Consider the following 16,091-nt stretch of genomic DNA (forward strand, 5'->3'; position numbering starts at 1 on the left):
AGGTAGACCCCCTCGACGCCGCCGCGATCATGGCCCGCTGCGACGAGCTCGCCGCGGTCTCCTCCAGCCGCGACGGCATCGAGCGGGTCTACCTCTCGCCCGAGCACGCCCGGGTGAACGCGATGGCCGCGCGCTGGATGACCGAGGCGGGCATGCGCACCTGGCAGGACGCGGCCGGTAACCAGTGCGGCCGCTACGAGGGCGCGACTCCGGGACTCCCGGCGCTCCTGCTCGGCTCGCACCTCGACACGGTGCCCGACGCGGGCCGCTACGACGGGATCCTCGGCGTGATGCTCGCGATCGCCGTGGTGTCGCGCCTGCAGGGGGCGGGCCGGCGCCTGCCGTTCGCCGTCGAGGTCGTCGCGTTCGGCGACGAGGAGGGCACCCGCTTCGGCACAGCGCTCCTCGGCTCCCGCGCCCTCGCCGGCACCTGGGACGAGCACTGGTGGGAGCTCGAGGACGCCGACGGGACGACGCTCGTCGAGGCGTTCCACAAGTTCGGGCTGGACCCCTCGCGCATCCGCACCGCCGCGCGCGACGCGCAGGACGTTCTCGCCTACCTCGAGGCGCACATCGAGCAGGGCCCCTACCTGGAGGAGGCGGACCGCGCCCTCGCCGTGGTCTCCTCGATAGCGGGCGCCCGCCGCTTCGCACTCACCCTCACCGGCAAGGCCGGGCACGCGGGCGGGGTCCCGCTCGACCGCCGCCGCGACGCGCTCACCGGGGCGGCCGAGGCCGTGCTCGCGGTGGAGCGCATCGCGCGGGAGCAGGGCGTGATCGCCACGGTCGGCCGGCTCGAGACCTTCCCGGGCGCGGTCAACGTCATCCCCGGCCGGGTCGAGTTCAGCCTCGACCTCCGCGCCGAGACCGACGCCCAGCGCGACACGGCGTGGGACGCCATCGAGCACGCGATGTCGGAGTCGGCGTCGCGCCGCCGTCTCGCGCTGACGGTGGAGGAGACCCATTCGGCCCCCGCGGTCGTCGCCTCCTCTCGGCTGCAGGACGTCGTGCGCGCGGGCATCCGCGCGACCGGGGACGCGGAGCCGATGGTGCTGTTCTCCAAGGCCGGCCACGACGCGATGGCGGTCGCCGACCTCGCCGAGTACGCGATGCTCTTCCTCCGCTGCGAGGGCGGCGTCAGCCACCACCCGGACGAGAACGTGACCGAGGCCGACGTCGCGACCGCGCTCGACGCGTTCGAGGCGGCCGTGCTGGCGCTCGCCGACGGGACGCCGACCGCGTGACCCCCGCCCCGGCCCCCTCGACGAGCATCGGTCACCGCATCGATGCCGGCTACGCCGCGCTGTCGCGGCAGGAGCAGCGGGCGGCCGACTTCATCCTCGACCACCTCGGCGACCTGGCCGTCTACACGGCGACCGAGCTCGCCCAGCACAGCGGAGTGTCCAAGGCCACGGTCTCGCGGCTGTTCCGCCGCCTGGGGTTCTCGAACTCGCAGGAGGTGCGCGAGCACGCCCGGGCGCTGCGGTCCTCCGGTGTGCCGGTCGGTCCCGCGCAGGGACAGGGGGATCCGCTCGCCGCGCACCTCGAGAGCGAGCGGGCGAACCTGGCCCGGCTGGCCGCCGCGTTCGGCGACGGGCGGCTGGGAGAGGCGGTGCGGCTGATCGCGGGAGCACGCGAGGTCGTCGTGATCGGACTGCGCAACAGCTACCCGGTGGCGCTGCACCTGCGCCAGCAGCTCGCGCAGGCGCGCGGACGCGTCCGGATCGCCCCGCAGCCCGGCCAGTCGCTCGGTGAGGAGCTCGAGGGGCTCGGAGCCGAGGACGTCGTCGTGCTGGTCGGCTTCCGCCGCCGCCCCGCCTCCTTCGCCGCCCTGATCGGGACGCTCGCCGCGCGCGAGGTGCCCGTGGTGCTCCTCGCGGATCCGCCCGCCCGGCGCTACGCGGAGCACGCGGCGGTCTGGCTGGAGTGCCCGGTCGACAGCGGCACGGCGCTGGACAGCTACGCATCGGCGATGAGCGCGGTCGCGCTCGTGGCCTCCGGAGTGCTCGGGGCGTCGCCGAGGGAGTCGCGCGAGCGGATCGCCGGGATCAGCACGGCCTACGCGGAGCTCGCCGAGCTGGAGGACCGGCCGTGAGCGAGGCGGCGGAGCTGATCCGCGCGCACGCCAAGGACCCCGTCGGGCAGGCCGACCCGACTCCGGCCCTCGGCCGGGCCGAGCTGATCACCCCCACCTGCGGCGACCGGATCGAGCTGCGCGTCGACGGCGGCGCGGAGCAGGTGCGCCTCGCCTGGAGCGGGCGGGGGTGCGAGGTCTCGCGGGGATCCGCGTCGCTGCTCGCGGACGGTCTCGACGGGCTGCCGGCGTCGGACATGCGGGAGCGGATCGACGCGTTCCTCGCGGCGATGGCGCACCGGGAGGGTGCACTCGCAGGCGAGGAGCAGGCGCTGCTCGCGGTGGCGGGCAACCCCGTCCGCTCCGTCTGCGCGACGCTGGCCTGGCGGGCGCTGGCCGCCGCCCTCGACGACGCGGGCCTGGCGTGAACCGCTCAGTCCGGCCCGTCGCGGTCGGCTCCCGACCACAGATCGCCGCACTCCACCCCGCGCGCGCCCCTCGCGCGGAGCAGGTCGCGCGCGCCGGAGTCGCCGTGCACGCCCTCGAGGAGCTCCGGCCAGTGGTCCCGTCCCAGCAGCACCGGATGACCGGGCCGACCGCGGAAGACCGCGCGGGCGAGCACGTCCGGCGCGACCGGCGCCTCCGCGAGCAGCCGGGCCCCCACGCTCGGCGGCTCCTCGGGCAGGTCGACCAGGGCGACCAGCGCGGCGACGCCCTCGGCCGCGGCGAGACCCGCGCGGAGCGACGCCGAGAGGCCGCTCTCCCACTCCGCCGAGACGACCACGTCCGCGGACGGCGGCACCAGGAGGCGCGCCCGTCCGGCCTCCGCGCCCAGGACCACGAGCACCCGCTCGCAGCCCACCGCGCGGAGCCTCTCGACGGCCCGCTCCACCCAGGGAACTCCCGCCGCGTCGCACCGCAGCGCCTTCGGGCCGCCCGCCCGGCGCCCCGCACCCGCCGCGAGCACCAGCCCGACGAGGTCCCGACTCCCGACCAGATCCATCCGACCATCGTGCCGCAGGCCGAGCCCCTGCTCCGCCGGACGAAGGAGACCGCATGACCGACACCCGATCCGAGACCGCCCGCGACGTGCTGCTCGCGTGCCTCTCCGTCCCCCGCTGGGCCGACGAGGTCGCCTCCGGCGCGCCCTACCCGTCGGCCGACGCGCTCGCCGACGCGGCCGAGCGGGCCGCGCGCACGCTCACCGAGGAGGAGGTGGAGGCGGCGCTGGCCGACCACCCCCGGATCGGCGAGCGGCACGCGGGCGCGGGGCGCTCCTCCGCGTTCTCGGCCGCGGAGCAGGCGGCGAGCCGCACGGGCGACGAGGAGCTGACCCGGCGGCTGCTGGCCGGCAACCGCGCCTACGAGGAGCGGTTCGGGCGCGTGTTCCTCCTCCGCGCGGCCGGCCGCGACCGGGCCGAGGTCGTCGCGGAGCTGGAGCGGAGGCTCGGGCTCGACGACGAGACGGAGGCCCGCATCGTCGCGGAGCAGCTGCGGGAGATCACGGTGCTGCGCGTCCGCGGCCTCGACGACGGGCGCCTCGTCCGGGCGGAGGCCGCACGATGAGCGGGCACGCCAGCCGCGTCACCACCCACGTGCTCGACGCCGTCCGCGGCCGCCCCGCACGCGGCGTCCCGGTGGCTCTCGACGCCCGCGTCGGCTCCGGCTGGGCGCGGCTCGCCGAGGCCCGCACCGACGACGACGGCCGTGTGGCGGCCTTCGGGCCGGAGCGCCTGGCCGCCGGGGTGCACCGGGTCGTCTTCGACACCGGCGCCTGGTTCGCCGCCTCGGGCACCGAGTCGTTCTACCCCGAGGTCGTCGTCGCCTTCCGCCTCGACGACGAGGAGGCGCACTTCCACATCCCGCTCCTGCTCAGCCCCTTCGCCTACTCGACCTACCGGGGCAGCTGATGCAGCTGCAGGACGTCCTCGACGCGCCGCAGCTGCGGCTACGCGTGCTGGTCGCCGGCGACGGGGCGCTCGCCCGGCCGGTCGACGGCATCTTCACGACCGACCTCCTCGATCCGCGCCGCTACATCTCGCGCGACCAGCTGGTGCTGACAGGTCTGGTCTGGCGTCGGGACGCCCGGGACAGCGCGGCCTTCGTCGGCGCGGTCGCGGACTCCGGTGCCAGCGCTCTGCTCGCCGGCGAGGGGCTGCTGGGCTTCGTGCCGGACGACCTCGTCGTCGCCTGCCGCGAGCACGACGTCCCGCTGATCGCCGTGCCGGCCGATGTGTCGTTCGGCGCGATCACGGCGCACCTGTCGAACGCCCTCGCCGGCGACCGCGTGGCCCGGCTGACGGCCGCCCTCGCCCGCCAGCGGGAGCTGCTGACCGAGGTCTACCGGGGGCAGCAGCTCGACGAGCTCGTCACGCGCACCTCGCGCGAGCTCGGACTCCCCGTGTCGGTGCTGACCGCCACCGGCCGGACCGCGGCCTCCGCCTCGCCCCTGGGCCTGGGGGAGATCGAACGGGTCGTGCACGCGGCGCTCACGGCCCGGCGCAGCCCGGTCGTGGTAACGGACGCCCGCGGCGGCGCCCTGTCGGTCCTCACCGTCGCCGGAGCGGGCGAGCACCGCGCCACCTCCTGGCTGGTCGTCGTCGTGGGCGACTGGAACGACTGGCCCGCCGCAGTGCTGGACGCCGTGACCGAGCTCGCCGGAGTCGTGGGGGTCTACCGGCTGCAGCGGGAGGCGGCGCTCTCGGCCGACTCCGCTCTCGCCGACCGCCTGCTCGAGCTCGTGGAGGAGGACAGCGAGCAGCCCGAGGCCGCGGTGTACCTGCGGCAGCTCGGACTCGGCGGCGCCGGGCGGTGCGCCGTGGTCGCCGCCGAGTTCGAGGGCGACGCGCCCCCGGACCTGGCGCGCCGTGTCCTGGTCGACGCCGCCGCGCACCTGGGCCGCGCCGTGGTCGGACGCGACGCCGAGGGCTGCGCGGTGGCGGTGCTGCCCACCGAGGCGACCGATGCGATCCCCACCGGCGCGGATCCGCTCGCCGTCGTCACCTCGGCGCTGCGACGAGCGGGAGCCGCGTGGCCGGGCGCCGTGCTGCGCGTCGGGACGAGCGCCGCGACTCCGCTGCCCGCGCTCGGCGGCGCCCTCCGCTCGGCACGCTACGGGATGCTGCTGCCGGGCTCTTCGGGCGACGACGCTCCGGTGCGGGTCAGCGACTCCGGGGAGGTCACCTCCGCCGTGCAGCTGCTGAGCGCGGTCCCCGACCACCTGCGCTCAGTGTTCGTCGAGCTGGTGCTCGGGCGGCTCGTCGAGCACGACGCGCGCTACGGCTCGCAGCTGGTCGCCACGCTCGCGGCGTTCCTCGACTGCGGCGGCTCGTGGGTGCGCACGGCGGAGCAGACGCACCTGCACCTGAACACGGTGCGGTACCGCATCGCGAGGGTGGAGGAGCTGACGCAGCGCGACCTGTCGGACACCGCGGACCGCGCCGACCTGTTCCTGGCGCTGCGCCTGCGCTGACGGCCGGGTGCGCGCGGTCCGCACCGCGCTTCCCGGGCCGGCCCCGTCACTCCGGAGCCACGATCCGCCTGCCCCGGACGTGCACCGCGGCGATCGCCGGCTCGCGCAGGGTCATCAGCAGGGCGAAGAGCAGCTGGGCCGTCGCCTCCTCCTCGTCGTCCGCGCGGATCCCGTGGGCGAGGACGTCGGCGAGCGGCTCCCACCGGTCGGGCTCGATGCGGAGGAAGTCCGCGTCCTTCCCGGGGTCGAGGCTGCCGAACCGCTCCTCCTGGTCGAGCGCCCGCGCGCCGGCGAGCGTCGCCGTGAACAGGAGCTCGGCCGGATGCAGGGCGACGGCCGCGTCGCCGGGCTCCGAGAGGTGCACCTTGAAGGCGTCGTTCGCCACTCGCGCCAGCAGCCACTCGTCGCCCGCGCCCACGTCCGAACCGAGGGCGACGGTGACCCCCGAGGCGACGGTCCGGCGCCAGGGCATGGTGCCGGAGCCGAGGAACTGCTGCGAGGTCGGGCAGTGGGCGATCGAGGTGCCGGTCTCCTCCATCCGGTGCAGCTCCGCGTCCTGGCAGTGCACGGCGTGAGCGAGGATCGTGCGCGGCCCGAGGAGGGAGGAGCCGCCGCGCGCGGAGCCGGGCAGGAAGAGCCCGTCGTAGGTGTCGAGGTAGCTGCGGGTGCCGTACGAGCCGAGCACGGCGGCGATCTCGCCGTCGCCGGGCCGGTCGTTCTCGTTGAGGTGGCTGTGCACGTAGACGCCGCGTCCGCGGACGTCGTCGTAGAGGTCGCCGAGCGCTCCGAGGGTCCGGGGAGTGACGGACAGCGAGAACCGCGGGACGAGCGCGACCTGCAGGAGCGGGTTCCTCCCGTGCCAGCGGTCGATCTCCTCCGACGCGAGCGTCAGCGCCTCCTCCTCCGAGGTGATCAGGGGCGCCGCCGAGGCCGGGCCCGTGGTCTGGATCCCGCGCCCCGACACGATCCGCAGCCCCGCCTCGCGGGTGCGCTCGAAGAGGGCGTCCTGCGCGGCCGGGAACGCGGAGCCGAAGACCATCGCGGCGGTCGTGCCCGCGGCCACCCGCCGCCGGGTGAAGGCTCGCGCGACGACGTCGGCGAACTCCGGGTCGGCGAGCCGCGCCTCCGAGGGGAACACCGTCCGGTCGAGCCACTCGAGCAGCTGGCCGCCGCCGAAGCCGTCGGTCGAGAACGTCTGGGGGAAGTGCACGTGCGCGTCGACGAAGCCGGGCAGCAGGACCGACGCGGCGTCGCCGGAGACCGGCAGGAGCGCGAAGCGGTCCGGCAGCTCGCGGTACGGACCGACCCAGGCGATCGTGCCGTCCTCGTCCACGGCGAGAGCGCCGTCCGGGATCGACACCAGCGACTCCCGCGCGGTCGCGAGCGTCGCACCCCCGGCGACGTGCAGCACGTGCCCCCGGTGGACGCCCCCGGCGCCGGTCACACCAGGCCCGTGTAGGCGGTCCAGGCGGATCCCGCGGGCGGCGCGTCGTCGCGGGTGACGCTCGCCTGGATCAGCCCGTAGGGGCGGTCGGCGGCGTGGAAGACCTCGTTGTCGTTCTCGACGCCGAAGGGCGAGAGGTCGTAGACGAAGTGGTGCTTGTTCGGCGCGGAGAGACGGATCTCGACGATCTGCGGGTACTCCTCCAGGACCGCCTTCCCCATCTCGAAGAGCGTCTGCTGGAGGGCGAGGGAGTGCACGGTCGCGAAGCGGCTCGTCATGAGCGCCTTGACGCCCGCGTAGACCGCCTCCCAGTCCATCGCCGCGATCTCGTCCTCGCTCAGGGCGAAGCGCCACCTCGCGACCAGCGAGGTCGCCATCACCCGGTCGTTCGTCGGCTGCAGGACCGTGTACGGGTCGGTGAGGAAGCCGTGGAACTCGCTCCCCGTGGACTTCAGGATCGTGAGGTCCTTGAAGCCGCCGGTGATCCAGATCCGCCGCTCGTCCCCCGAGCCCTCGACCGTGACCGACGCGATCCGCGTCTCCTGGCCCTTCCGGACCCAGGTGTGGTCGTGCTCGCGCCCGTCCACCAGCACGCGCTCCCAGGCGAACTCCTCGATCTCGATGCGGGCGCCGTGGACGGGCTCGTAGCCGTCGACGAAGTGGCGGGCCAGCTCGAGGCCGTAGGGCTCGATCGAGCGCAGGCCCCTCTCCTTGGCGAAGGCGTACGCCGTCTGCTTCTGCGTGTCCGTGGGCAGGACGGCCGACTGGTCGCCCTCTCGGTGCGCGGCCTCGAAGTCGCCGCGGAGGGCCGTGGAGACGTTGACGTCGTGGATCTCGTGCCGCGGGGTCTCGCGGTAGATCCGCACGACGCGGTTCTCGGCCTTCCCGTACTGGTGGTCCCCGAGGATGATCGACATGTCCGCTCCTGTCCGTTCCGTGCGGCCGGGCCCGGTCACGCGGTGGTGCCCGTCCTGCTCGCGGCTCCTGCGAGCCCGTCTGCCAGCCTCGCGCCTGCCGGGGGCTCCGCGCACCGGCGGAGCATCCCGAGGAGCCGCCGCCGGGACTCCGAGTCTTGTGCGATCCGCCCGCTCCGCGGCTCCGACCCGCCTCCGTTCACACGCTCGAAACCTGCCGATGACACGGCGGCGGTCGGCGTGAGCGGGGGAGCTCCCCGAGCTGTCGTCAGGGAGGCGGGGCATCGGCGGGTCGAGGTCAGGGGCGGCTGAGGAGGCGCCCGGCGGGCGGGACCGTCGCGGCGGTGACGCGGCGGCCGCCGACCCAGGTGGCGGCGACGGCGCCGCGGAGGACGCGGCCCTCGTAGGCCGAGACGGGGTTCCGGTGCGAGAGGGCGTCGACGTCCACGCGCCACTGCGCCTCCGGGTCGAACGCGACCAGGTCTGCGTCGGACCCCGCGTGCAGCAGGCCCTTCTGGCCGAGCCCGGCGAACGCGGCGGTCGCCGTGGACATCCAGGCGACGACCTGCTCGAGCGGGATGCCCCGCTCGCGGGCCCCGGTCCAGACCGCGCGGAAGCTCAGCTCGAGTCCCGAGATCCCGCCCCAGGCGACGCCGAAGTCGCCGCCGGCGGGGAGCTTCAGCTCGGCGGTGGCGGGGGAGTGGTCCGAGGCGATGATGTCGATCGTCCCGTCGAGCAGCCCCTTCCAGAGCAGCTCGCGGTTGCGCTCGTCGCGGATCGGCGGGCAGCACTTGAACTGCGTCCCGCCGTCGGGGATCGAGCCGGCGTCGAAGGTGAGGTAGTGCGGGCAGGTCTCGGCGGAGATCGGCAGCCCCTCGGCCTTCGCCTCGCGCAGGAGCGGCAGCGCGTCGGCGGAGGAGAGGTGCAGGATGTGCGCGCGGCAGCCGGTCTCGCGGACGGCCTCGATCACGTGCAGGATCGCGCTGCGCTCGGAGGCGGGCGGGCGGGAGTCGACGAACGCGCCGTAGGAGGCGCCGGGCTCCAGCGCGCTCGCCTCCAGCTCGGCCGGGTCCTCGGCGTGCACGATCAGCAGTCCGTCGAAGGCGGCGATCTCGCGCATCGCCTCGACGAGCTGCTCCCGGCTCAGGTGCGGGAACTCGTCCACTCCGCTCGGCGAGAGGAAGCACTTGAAGCCGAAGACGCCCGCGTCGTGCAGCTCGCGCAGCGTGCCGAGGTTCGAGGGGATCGCCCCGCCCCAGAAGCCGACGTCCACCTGCGCCTGCGGCCCGGCGGCCGCGCGCTTGGCCTCGAGCCCGGCCACCGTCGTGGTCGGCGGGAACGAGTTCAGCGGCATGTCGATGATCGTGGTGACGCCCCCGGCGGCGGCCGCGCGGGTGGCGGAGGCGAAGCCCTCCCACTCCGTGCGGCCCGGCTCGTTGACGTGCACGTGGGTGTCGACGATCCCCGGGATCAGGACCTGGCCATCGGGGAGGACGATCTCCTCCGTGGTCCGCCAGGGGGCGTCCCGCTCGCCGACCGCGACGATCAGGCCCTCGGCGATCGCGATGCTGGCCGGACGCCGGCCGTTCTCGGTCAGCACGTCGGAGGCGCGGATCACGAGGTCGAGGAAGGGAGCGTCGTCAGGCATGGATCGACCCTATACTCGGCATGTTTCCTGCGTGTGAGCGCCCGTCGGCGGCTCCGCCCGGCCTCCCCGCAGCCCCGGCGCCGTCGCCTCCCGTCCGAGAAGAGGAGGCCGTCGTGCTCGACATCGCCGCCGCCCTGCTCGAGCGCGTCGAGGCGGGTGGGAGCGTCGCCGTCGTCACCGTCACGCACGTCTTCGGCTCGGCTCCCCGCGCTCTCGGCTCCTCGATGGCGGTGGACGCGGAGGGGCGCGCGATCGGCTCGATCTCCGGCGGCTGCGTCGAGGCGCAGGCGTACGCGCTGGCCCAGGAGGTGCTCGGCACCTCGGGCAGCGCGTCCGAGCACTTCGGCTTCGACGACGAGGCGGCCTTCGCCGCCGGCCTGTCCTGCGGGGGGCAGCTGCGCGTGTTCGGCCAGGTCGTCGACTCCGGCTGCACCGCGGTCCTCGCCGAGCTGCGCGCCGCCCGCGCCGGCCGCTCGGCCGCGCTGGCGATCGTCGTCGGCGGCCCGGAGGAGCTGGTCGGCCTCGTCCTCACCGGAGCGACGCGCCTCCAGGACGTCGTCGGCCCGCACCTGGACGAGGACACGGCCCGCCGCATCCTCGCCGAGCGCGAGGCGCGCCTGGCCTCCGGCCGCTCGGCCACGGTCGAGACCGCCTGCCGGGGGGCCGAGCTCGAGGTCGCCTACGTCGTGCACGCCGAGCGGCCGCGCCTGCTGATCTACGGCGCCGTCGACTTCTCCGCCGCGCTCTGCTCCGCCGGCGCCCTGCTCGGCTACCGCGTGACCGTCTGCGACGCGCGTCCGGTGTTCGCGACCGCCGAGCGCTTCCCGGGCGCGGACGAGGTCGTCGTCGAGTGGCCGTCCGACCACCTCGCCCGCGCCGAGGTCGACTCCCGCACCGTGATCGCGGTGCTCACTCACGACGAGAAGTTCGACATCCCGCTGCTCGAGACCGCGCTCGCGCTCCCGGTCGCCTACGTCGGCGCGATGGGATCGCGGCGCACCCACGAGCGGCGGCTGCGGCTGCTGCGCGAGGCGGGAGTGACGGAGGAGGCGCTCGCCCGCCTGCACTCGCCGATCGGCCTGGACATCGGCGCGTCGACGCCGGAGGAGACGGCCGTGTCGATCCTCGCGGAGGTGCTCGCCGCGCGCACCGGGACGTCGGGGGAGCCGCTCGCGGGGCGCTCGGGCCCGATCCACGCGGCGCGCTGAGCCGCACGTCCTCCCCTGGCCGTGCGCCGGCGTGATCGCACCGGCCTGCTCGCACTCCGGCGGGAAACGGCCGCGAAACACCGCGCTGCCATGCTCGGGGCATGCAGCGCCACGTCCTCACCGGAGCCCACGTCGCCACCGTCGACGCGCACGGGACCGAGCACCCCGTCGGCCACGTCGTCGTCGACGACTCCCGCATCGTCGCCGTCGGAGCCGGCGACCCTCCGGCGTGGGCCCTCGACGGACGGTCCCCGACGGGCCTGCCGGCGCAGGAGGCGATCGCGCTCACGCGGGTCGACGGCCGCGGCCACCTGCTCACTCCCGGGCTCGTCAACACGCACCACCACCTCTACCAGTGGCTCACCCGCGGCTGGGCGCAGGACTCGATCCTCTTCGACTGGCTCGTCGCGCTCTACCCCGCCTGGTCCCGCATCGACGCCGACCTGACCCGCTCCGCCGCCCTCGGCGCGATGGGCGTCCTCGCCCGGTCCGGCTGCAGCACGGTCGCCGACCACCACTACGTCTTCCCACGGGGCTCCGGCGACATCGTCGGCGGCATCGTCGACGCGGCCGGCACCCTCGGCCTCCGGCTGCACGCGACCCGCGGGTCGATGGACCTCGGCGAGTCCCGGGGCGGCCTCCCGCCGGACTTCGCCGTCGAGACCACGGCGGCCGCGCTGCAGGCCAGTGGAGAGGCGGTCCAGCGGTACCACGACGCCTCCGCCGACGCGATGGTGCGGGTCGCGATCGCCCCGTGCTCGCCCTTCTCGGTGACCACCGACCTGCTGCGCGAGTCGGCCGTCCTCGCCCGTCAGCTCGGGGTCCGGCTGCACACCCACGGCTCCGAGACCGTGGAGGAGGACGCCTACACGCGGGAGGCGTTCGGCCTCTCGCCCACCGACCACCTGGAGTCGCTCGGCTGGCTCGGCGACGACGTCTGGATGGCGCACTGCGTCCACCTCGACGCCGACGCGATCGCGAAGTTCGCGGCCACGGGCACCGGAGTCGCGCACTGCCCGTCCTCGAACGGCCGGCTCGCGGCGGGCATCGCGCCGATCCCTCAGCTGCTGGCTGCGGGAGCCCCGGTCGGCCTCGGCGTGGACGGCGCGGCGTCGAACGAGTCCGGTCAGCTCGGCTCCGAGATCCGCGCCGCGGTGCTGATGAACCGCCTGCGCGCCGGCGCCGACCGGATGAGCGCCCGGCAGGCGCTCTCGGTCGCCACCATCGGCGGGGCCCGGGTGCTCGGCCGGCAGGACGAAATCGGCTCGATCGAGGTCGGCAAGCTCGCCGACCTCGCGCTCTGGCGGATCGACGGGATCGAGCACGCGGGCATCGCGGACCCGGTCGCGGCCCTCGCGCTCGGAGCGCAGCCCCCGCTGAGCCTGCTCCTGGTGCAGGGTCGCCCGACGGTGCGGGAGGGACGGCTGGTGAACGCGGACGAGGACGGGATCGCCCGCGAGGTCGCCCGGGCGAGCACGGAGCTGGCGTCGCGCGTCTGAGCTGCGGCAGCCGATCGGCGCTCAGCCCGTCGTCGTTCAACCGGGCGGCGCCTCCGCCTCGACGGACGCGACCGGGGCGGCGTCCGGGTGCAGGAGCCGCCAGATCCGGTCGCGGGAGAGCGGCAGCTCGGTCGGCCGCACGCCGATCGCGTCGCGGACGGCGTTGGCGAGTGCGGGGGCGACCGGGTTGTAGGGCGCCTCGCTCATCGACTTCGCGCCGAACGGCCCGAGCTCGTCGGCGGTGTCCGCGAAGAGCACCTCGGTCTCGGGCACGTCCGCCATCTGCGGGATGTGGTAGTTCCGGAGGATCGCCGTGGTCACGGTGCCCTCGCCGTCGAGGATCACCTCCTCGTACAGCGCCGAGCCGATCGCCTGCGCCACTCCGCCCTCGACCTGCCCGCGGCACTGCGCCGGGTTGATCACGAAGCCGGCGTCGGCCGCCTGGACCGACTGCAGGATCCGCACCTCGCCCGTCGGCTCGTGCACCGCGACGCGGAAGCCCTGGACGTTGAACGCGAGCGAGCGCTGAGCGCCGTCCTCGCTCCCGGTCGCGGTGACCGGTCCGCCGGCCGCACGGACCAGATCGGCGAACGCGACCCGGGTGCCGTCCGGAGCGAGCAGGCCCTCGTCGTCGGGCTCGAAGGTCTCGTCGTGCCCGGTCAGCCGCTTGGCGAGCGCCTGCAGCTCGGCGAGGAGGCGCGTCGCGGCCGAGTGGACGGCCTTGCCCGCGACCACCGTGCCGGCGCTGCCGAACGCTCCGGTGTCGTAGCGGGCCGCGTCCGTGTCGGACTGGCGGATCCGCACCCGGTCGGCCGAGGCGCGGAAGGCGCTCGCGACCAGCTGCGTGTGCACGGTGGTCGTCCCGTTGCCGAACTCGGCCGTGCCGACGCCGATGGTCAGCACTCCCTCGGCGTCGACGGTGACGGTCGCCTCCGAGAAGTGGCCCCGCGGGGGGATGGTGGCGATCATCGCCAGTGCCGTGCCCTGCCCTGTCCGCCACCCCGGTCCGTCGGGGGCGGGGGAGCCGCCGCCGCCGGCCAGTGCCGCCTCGGTGAGGTCGAGGCACTGGTCGAGCCCGTAGGAGGCGAAGCCGATGTCGTCGCCCTCGACGTGCGTGACCACCAGCGGCTCGCCCGGGCGCACCGCATTGATCCGCCGCAGCTCGAACGGGTCGATCCCGAGCTCGCGGGCGAGATCGTCCATCGCCGACTCGATGCCGAAGATCACCTGCCCGAGGCCGTAGCCGCGGAACGCCCCCGAGGGGAGGTTGTTCGTGTAGACGGCCTGCGCGTCGACGCGCTTGCTGGGCGCGCTGTAGACGGCGACCGACTCCGAGGTGCCGTGGAACATCACGCCGGGTCCGTGGTTGCCGTAGGCGCCGGTGTCCGAGAGCACGTCCACGGCGAGGGCGGTCAGCCGTCCGTCGCGTCGGGCGCCGAGCGTGACGCCGACCCGCATCGGGTGTCGGCAGGGGGCCATCGTGAACTCGTCGCTCCGGGTGAACTCGAACTGCACGGGCCGGCCGGTGGCGAGCACGGCGAGGGCGACGACGTCCTCCGTCAGGATCTCCTGCTTGCCGCCGAAACCGCCGCCCACCCGTGCCGTGAAGACGCGGACGGTCGACGGATCGCGGTTGAACAGGCGCGCGATCTCGTCGCGCACGAGGAAGGGCACCTGCGTCGAGGTCCGCAGCACCAGCTCTCCGCCCTCGAGCCAGCCGATGGTGCCGTGGGTCTCGAGAGCCGTGTGCGCGACCCGGGAGGTCGAGTACCGGCCCTCGACGACCACGTCGGCCTCCGCGAGTCCGGCGGCCACGTCCCCGTACTCTCCGTGGAGCTCCGCGACGACGTTCGCCTCCGGCCGGGCGATGCGCGAGGCGATCGGATCCTTGTCGGCGTGCAGGAGCGGCGCGCCGGCCGAGCGCGCCTCCTCCGGGTCGAAGACGGCGGGCAGCACCTCGTAATCGACCTCGACGGCGCGGCAGGCCGCCTCCGCCTCGGCCACCGACTCCGCGACCACCACGGCCACGCGCTGCCCGCGGAACCGGACGACGGTGTCGAGCATGCGGGTGTCGTCCGGGTCGTCGAGCCGGGACTCGTGGCGGGCGGTGGAGTAGAGGACGTCCGGGACGTCCTCGGCGGTGAGGACCGCGACGACGCCCCGCATCGCGCGGGCGGCGGTCGTATCGATCGAGCGGATGCGCGCGTGGGCGTGCGGGCTCTGGACGACCTTCAGGTGCAGCAGGCCGGGGACGGCGACGTCGAGGGTGAACGGCTCGCGGCCCTGGACGATCCGCCGGCCGGCGGGCGCGCCGAGCGAGCGGCCGACCCGGGACTCCTCGGCCGACGGGCGACCGGTGCGGCGGACGGGGGTGAGACCCGACGGCGGGGCCGCGTGCCGTCCGCGGACCGGGGCCTCCGTGCGATCCGCTCCGGACGGCTCGGCCGCGTGCGCGCCGTGCCCGGACGCGCAGGCGCCCGTCACGGCCTCGCGGATGGGGCGGTAGCCCGTGCACCGGCAGAGGTTGCCCTTCATCAGCCGCGGCACGTCCTCGGCGCGGACTCCGTCGAGCGCCGTGGCCGTGACCACCATGCCGGCCGTGCAGAAGCCGCACTGGAACGCGCCGGCCTCGACGAACGCCTCCTGCACCGCGCTCGGCTCCTCGGGCGTGCCGAGGCCGGCCGCTGTCGTCACCTCGCGCCCCTCGACGCGGTGGGCGGGGTAGAGGCAGGAGTGGAACGGCGTCCCGTCGACGAGGACGGAGCAGGCGCCGCAGTCACCGGCGTCGCACCCCTTCTTCACCTCGAAGTGCTCGTGGTCGCGGAGGAGGGTGCGCAGCACCTGGCCGGGGCGGGGGGAGGCGTCGACCGGCTCTCCGTTGACGGTGAACCTCATCGGGCGCCTCCGGTCAGCTCGGTGCGGATCTCCTCGGCGAGCATGCGGACGACGGCGTGGCGCCAGTCGGCGGCTCCGTGCGGGTCGGTGAACCAGGTCGCGACGCCGTCGACGGCCGCGGCGAGCTCGGCCGAGGAGGGAACGGCGGCGAAGCGGAGCAGCTCCGGCCGGACGGTCGCCGCGGTGATCGTGAGGAGGAACGCGCCGTCGGTGTCGAGGCGGCCGATGACGACGGCGCCGGAGCGTCCGAGAGGGGAGAGCGCCGTCTTGCGGAACGCGGTGCGCGCCCGGAGGGAGGAGAGCGGGAACTCGATCGAGCGGATGACGTCGTCCCGGGCCAGGGAAGTGGTCATGTCGCCGGTCACGAGCTCGGCGACCGGCACGGCGACGTCCGAGCCGTCGGCCCGCCAGACGAGGGCGGTGGCGTCGAGCGCGGCGGCGAGGCTGATCATCGGTCCTGCGGGCAGGGCGTTGGCGATGTTGCCGCCGACAGTGGCGACGTTCCAGATCTTGAAGGAGCCCAGCAGGGCCGTGCAGCACTGGAAGAAGAGCGGATGGGCGGTGTCGCCCGCGTCGGGCATCGCGGCGAGCTCGCTGAGCGTGCAGGTCGCCGCGATCGAGAGCCCGGCGTCCGTGCGCACGATCGGCTCCCACGCGAATCCCTGCAGGTCGAGGAGCTCGTCGAGGTGGTCGTGGGGGAGGGAGAACACCCAGGAGCCGCCTCCGATGACCGCTGAGCGCGGCCCGCGGCCCGCCAGCTCGGAGCGCTCGCGCACCACCCGGACGCGCTGGATCGTGTTCAGGTCCATGCCGCGCCTCCGTCCCGCGCCCGTCGGGCGTCTCCCCCCAGTGAACCCCACCCGTGTGACGCCCGTGTTTCCCCACCCCGTCCTCCCGCGGCTCCGCTCCCCGTCCCCCCGGCGGATCCGCCATCCGC

Annotated in this window: 14 protein-coding genes; 8 read left to right on the forward strand and 6 right to left on the reverse strand. The window is 75.1% G+C overall.

Annotation, left to right across the window (positions count from 1 at the left end; genetic code table 11):
• Positions 1 to 26 precede the first annotated feature (26 nt).
• From C5D36_RS16085 to C5D36_RS16095, 3 genes are read left to right on the forward strand one after another with little or no spacing between them, the layout of a single operon-like run.
• Positions 27 to 1,244, forward strand: a complete 1,218-nt coding sequence (locus C5D36_RS16085) for an allantoate amidohydrolase (protein WP_374953783.1) — start codon at positions 27 to 29, stop codon at positions 1,242 to 1,244.
• Positions 1,241 to 2,095, forward strand: coding sequence for a MurR/RpiR family transcriptional regulator (locus C5D36_RS16090; protein ID WP_219812613.1), 855 nt, complete (start codon positions 1,241 to 1,243; stop codon positions 2,093 to 2,095). The genes C5D36_RS16085 and C5D36_RS16090 overlap by 4 nt, the downstream gene beginning before the upstream one ends.
• Complete coding sequence (locus tag C5D36_RS16095; protein WP_104223491.1) at positions 2,092 to 2,502, forward strand: iron-sulfur cluster assembly scaffold protein; 411 nt, start codon at positions 2,092 to 2,094, stop codon at positions 2,500 to 2,502. Before C5D36_RS16090 ends, C5D36_RS16095 begins: the two co-directional genes overlap by 4 nt.
• Positions 2,503 to 2,507: 5 nt before the next feature.
• Here the strand turns inward: C5D36_RS16095 and C5D36_RS16100 are convergent, their stop codons facing one another.
• Complete coding sequence (locus tag C5D36_RS16100) at positions 2,508 to 3,077, reverse strand: NTP transferase domain-containing protein (protein WP_104296257.1); 570 nt, start codon at positions 3,075 to 3,077, stop codon at positions 2,508 to 2,510.
• A gap of 53 nt (positions 3,078 to 3,130) precedes the next feature.
• Here C5D36_RS16100 and uraD point away from each other — a divergent pair, with 53 nt between their 5' ends.
• The 3 genes from uraD to C5D36_RS16115 are packed head-to-tail and all read left to right on the forward strand — an operon-like array spanning position 3,131 to position 5,546.
• Positions 3,131 to 3,640 (forward strand): 2-oxo-4-hydroxy-4-carboxy-5-ureidoimidazoline decarboxylase, encoded by a 510-nt coding sequence (gene uraD, locus C5D36_RS16105; protein WP_104296258.1) that lies wholly within the window; start codon positions 3,131 to 3,133, stop codon positions 3,638 to 3,640.
• Positions 3,637 to 3,984 (forward strand): hydroxyisourate hydrolase, encoded by a 348-nt coding sequence (gene uraH, locus C5D36_RS16110; RefSeq protein WP_104296259.1) that lies wholly within the window; start codon positions 3,637 to 3,639, stop codon positions 3,982 to 3,984. Before uraD ends, uraH begins: the two co-directional genes overlap by 4 nt.
• Positions 3,984 to 5,546, forward strand: coding sequence for a PucR family transcriptional regulator (locus tag C5D36_RS16115; RefSeq protein ID WP_104296260.1), 1,563 nt, complete (start codon positions 3,984 to 3,986; stop codon positions 5,544 to 5,546). The genes uraH and C5D36_RS16115 overlap by 1 nt, the downstream gene beginning before the upstream one ends.
• 46 nt (positions 5,547 to 5,592) lie before the next feature.
• Here the strand turns inward: C5D36_RS16115 and C5D36_RS16120 are convergent, their stop codons facing one another.
• The 3 genes from C5D36_RS16120 to allB all read right to left on the reverse strand — a co-directional run bounded on the left by C5D36_RS16120 (position 5,593) and on the right by allB (position 9,552).
• Positions 5,593 to 6,990, reverse strand: coding sequence for an amidohydrolase family protein (locus tag C5D36_RS16120; RefSeq protein WP_104296261.1), 1,398 nt, complete (start codon positions 6,988 to 6,990; stop codon positions 5,593 to 5,595).
• On the reverse strand, positions 6,987 to 7,907 hold the full coding sequence (pucL, locus tag C5D36_RS16125; protein ID WP_104296262.1) for a factor-independent urate hydroxylase: 921 nt from the start codon (positions 7,905 to 7,907) through the stop codon (positions 6,987 to 6,989). The genes C5D36_RS16120 and pucL overlap by 4 nt, the downstream gene beginning before the upstream one ends.
• Positions 7,908 to 8,202: 295 nt before the next feature.
• On the reverse strand, positions 8,203 to 9,552 hold the full coding sequence (gene allB / locus C5D36_RS16130; protein WP_104296263.1) for an allantoinase AllB: 1,350 nt from the start codon (positions 9,550 to 9,552) through the stop codon (positions 8,203 to 8,205).
• Positions 9,553 to 9,665: 113 nt separating this feature from the next.
• Here allB and C5D36_RS16135 point away from each other — a divergent pair, with 113 nt between their 5' ends.
• Positions 9,666 to 10,760, forward strand: coding sequence for an XdhC family protein (locus tag C5D36_RS16135; protein WP_258062973.1), 1,095 nt, complete (start codon positions 9,666 to 9,668; stop codon positions 10,758 to 10,760).
• Between the two features lie 101 nt (positions 10,761 to 10,861).
• A complete protein-coding gene (locus C5D36_RS16140; protein WP_104296265.1) occupies positions 10,862 to 12,259 on the forward strand; it encodes an 8-oxoguanine deaminase in 1,398 nt (465 codons plus the stop codon).
• Between the two features lie 36 nt (positions 12,260 to 12,295).
• Here the strand turns inward: C5D36_RS16140 and C5D36_RS16145 are convergent, their stop codons facing one another.
• Together C5D36_RS16145 and C5D36_RS16150 are read right to left on the reverse strand one after the other, a co-directional pair.
• Positions 12,296 to 15,154, reverse strand: coding sequence for a molybdopterin cofactor-binding domain-containing protein (locus tag C5D36_RS16145; protein WP_104296266.1), 2,859 nt, complete (start codon positions 15,152 to 15,154; stop codon positions 12,296 to 12,298).
• Positions 15,151 to 15,963 carry an FAD binding domain-containing protein gene (locus tag C5D36_RS16150; RefSeq protein ID WP_104296267.1) on the reverse strand — a complete coding sequence of 271 codons (813 nt, stop codon included), beginning with the start codon at positions 15,961 to 15,963 and terminating at the stop codon, positions 15,151 to 15,153. Before C5D36_RS16150 ends, C5D36_RS16145 begins: the two co-directional genes overlap by 4 nt.
• Positions 15,964 to 16,091: the final 128 nt, after the last annotated feature.

The sequence above is a fragment of the Rathayibacter sp. AY1C6 genome, assembly GCF_002931535.1.
Classification (GTDB): domain Bacteria; phylum Actinomycetota; class Actinomycetes; order Actinomycetales; family Microbacteriaceae; genus Rathayibacter.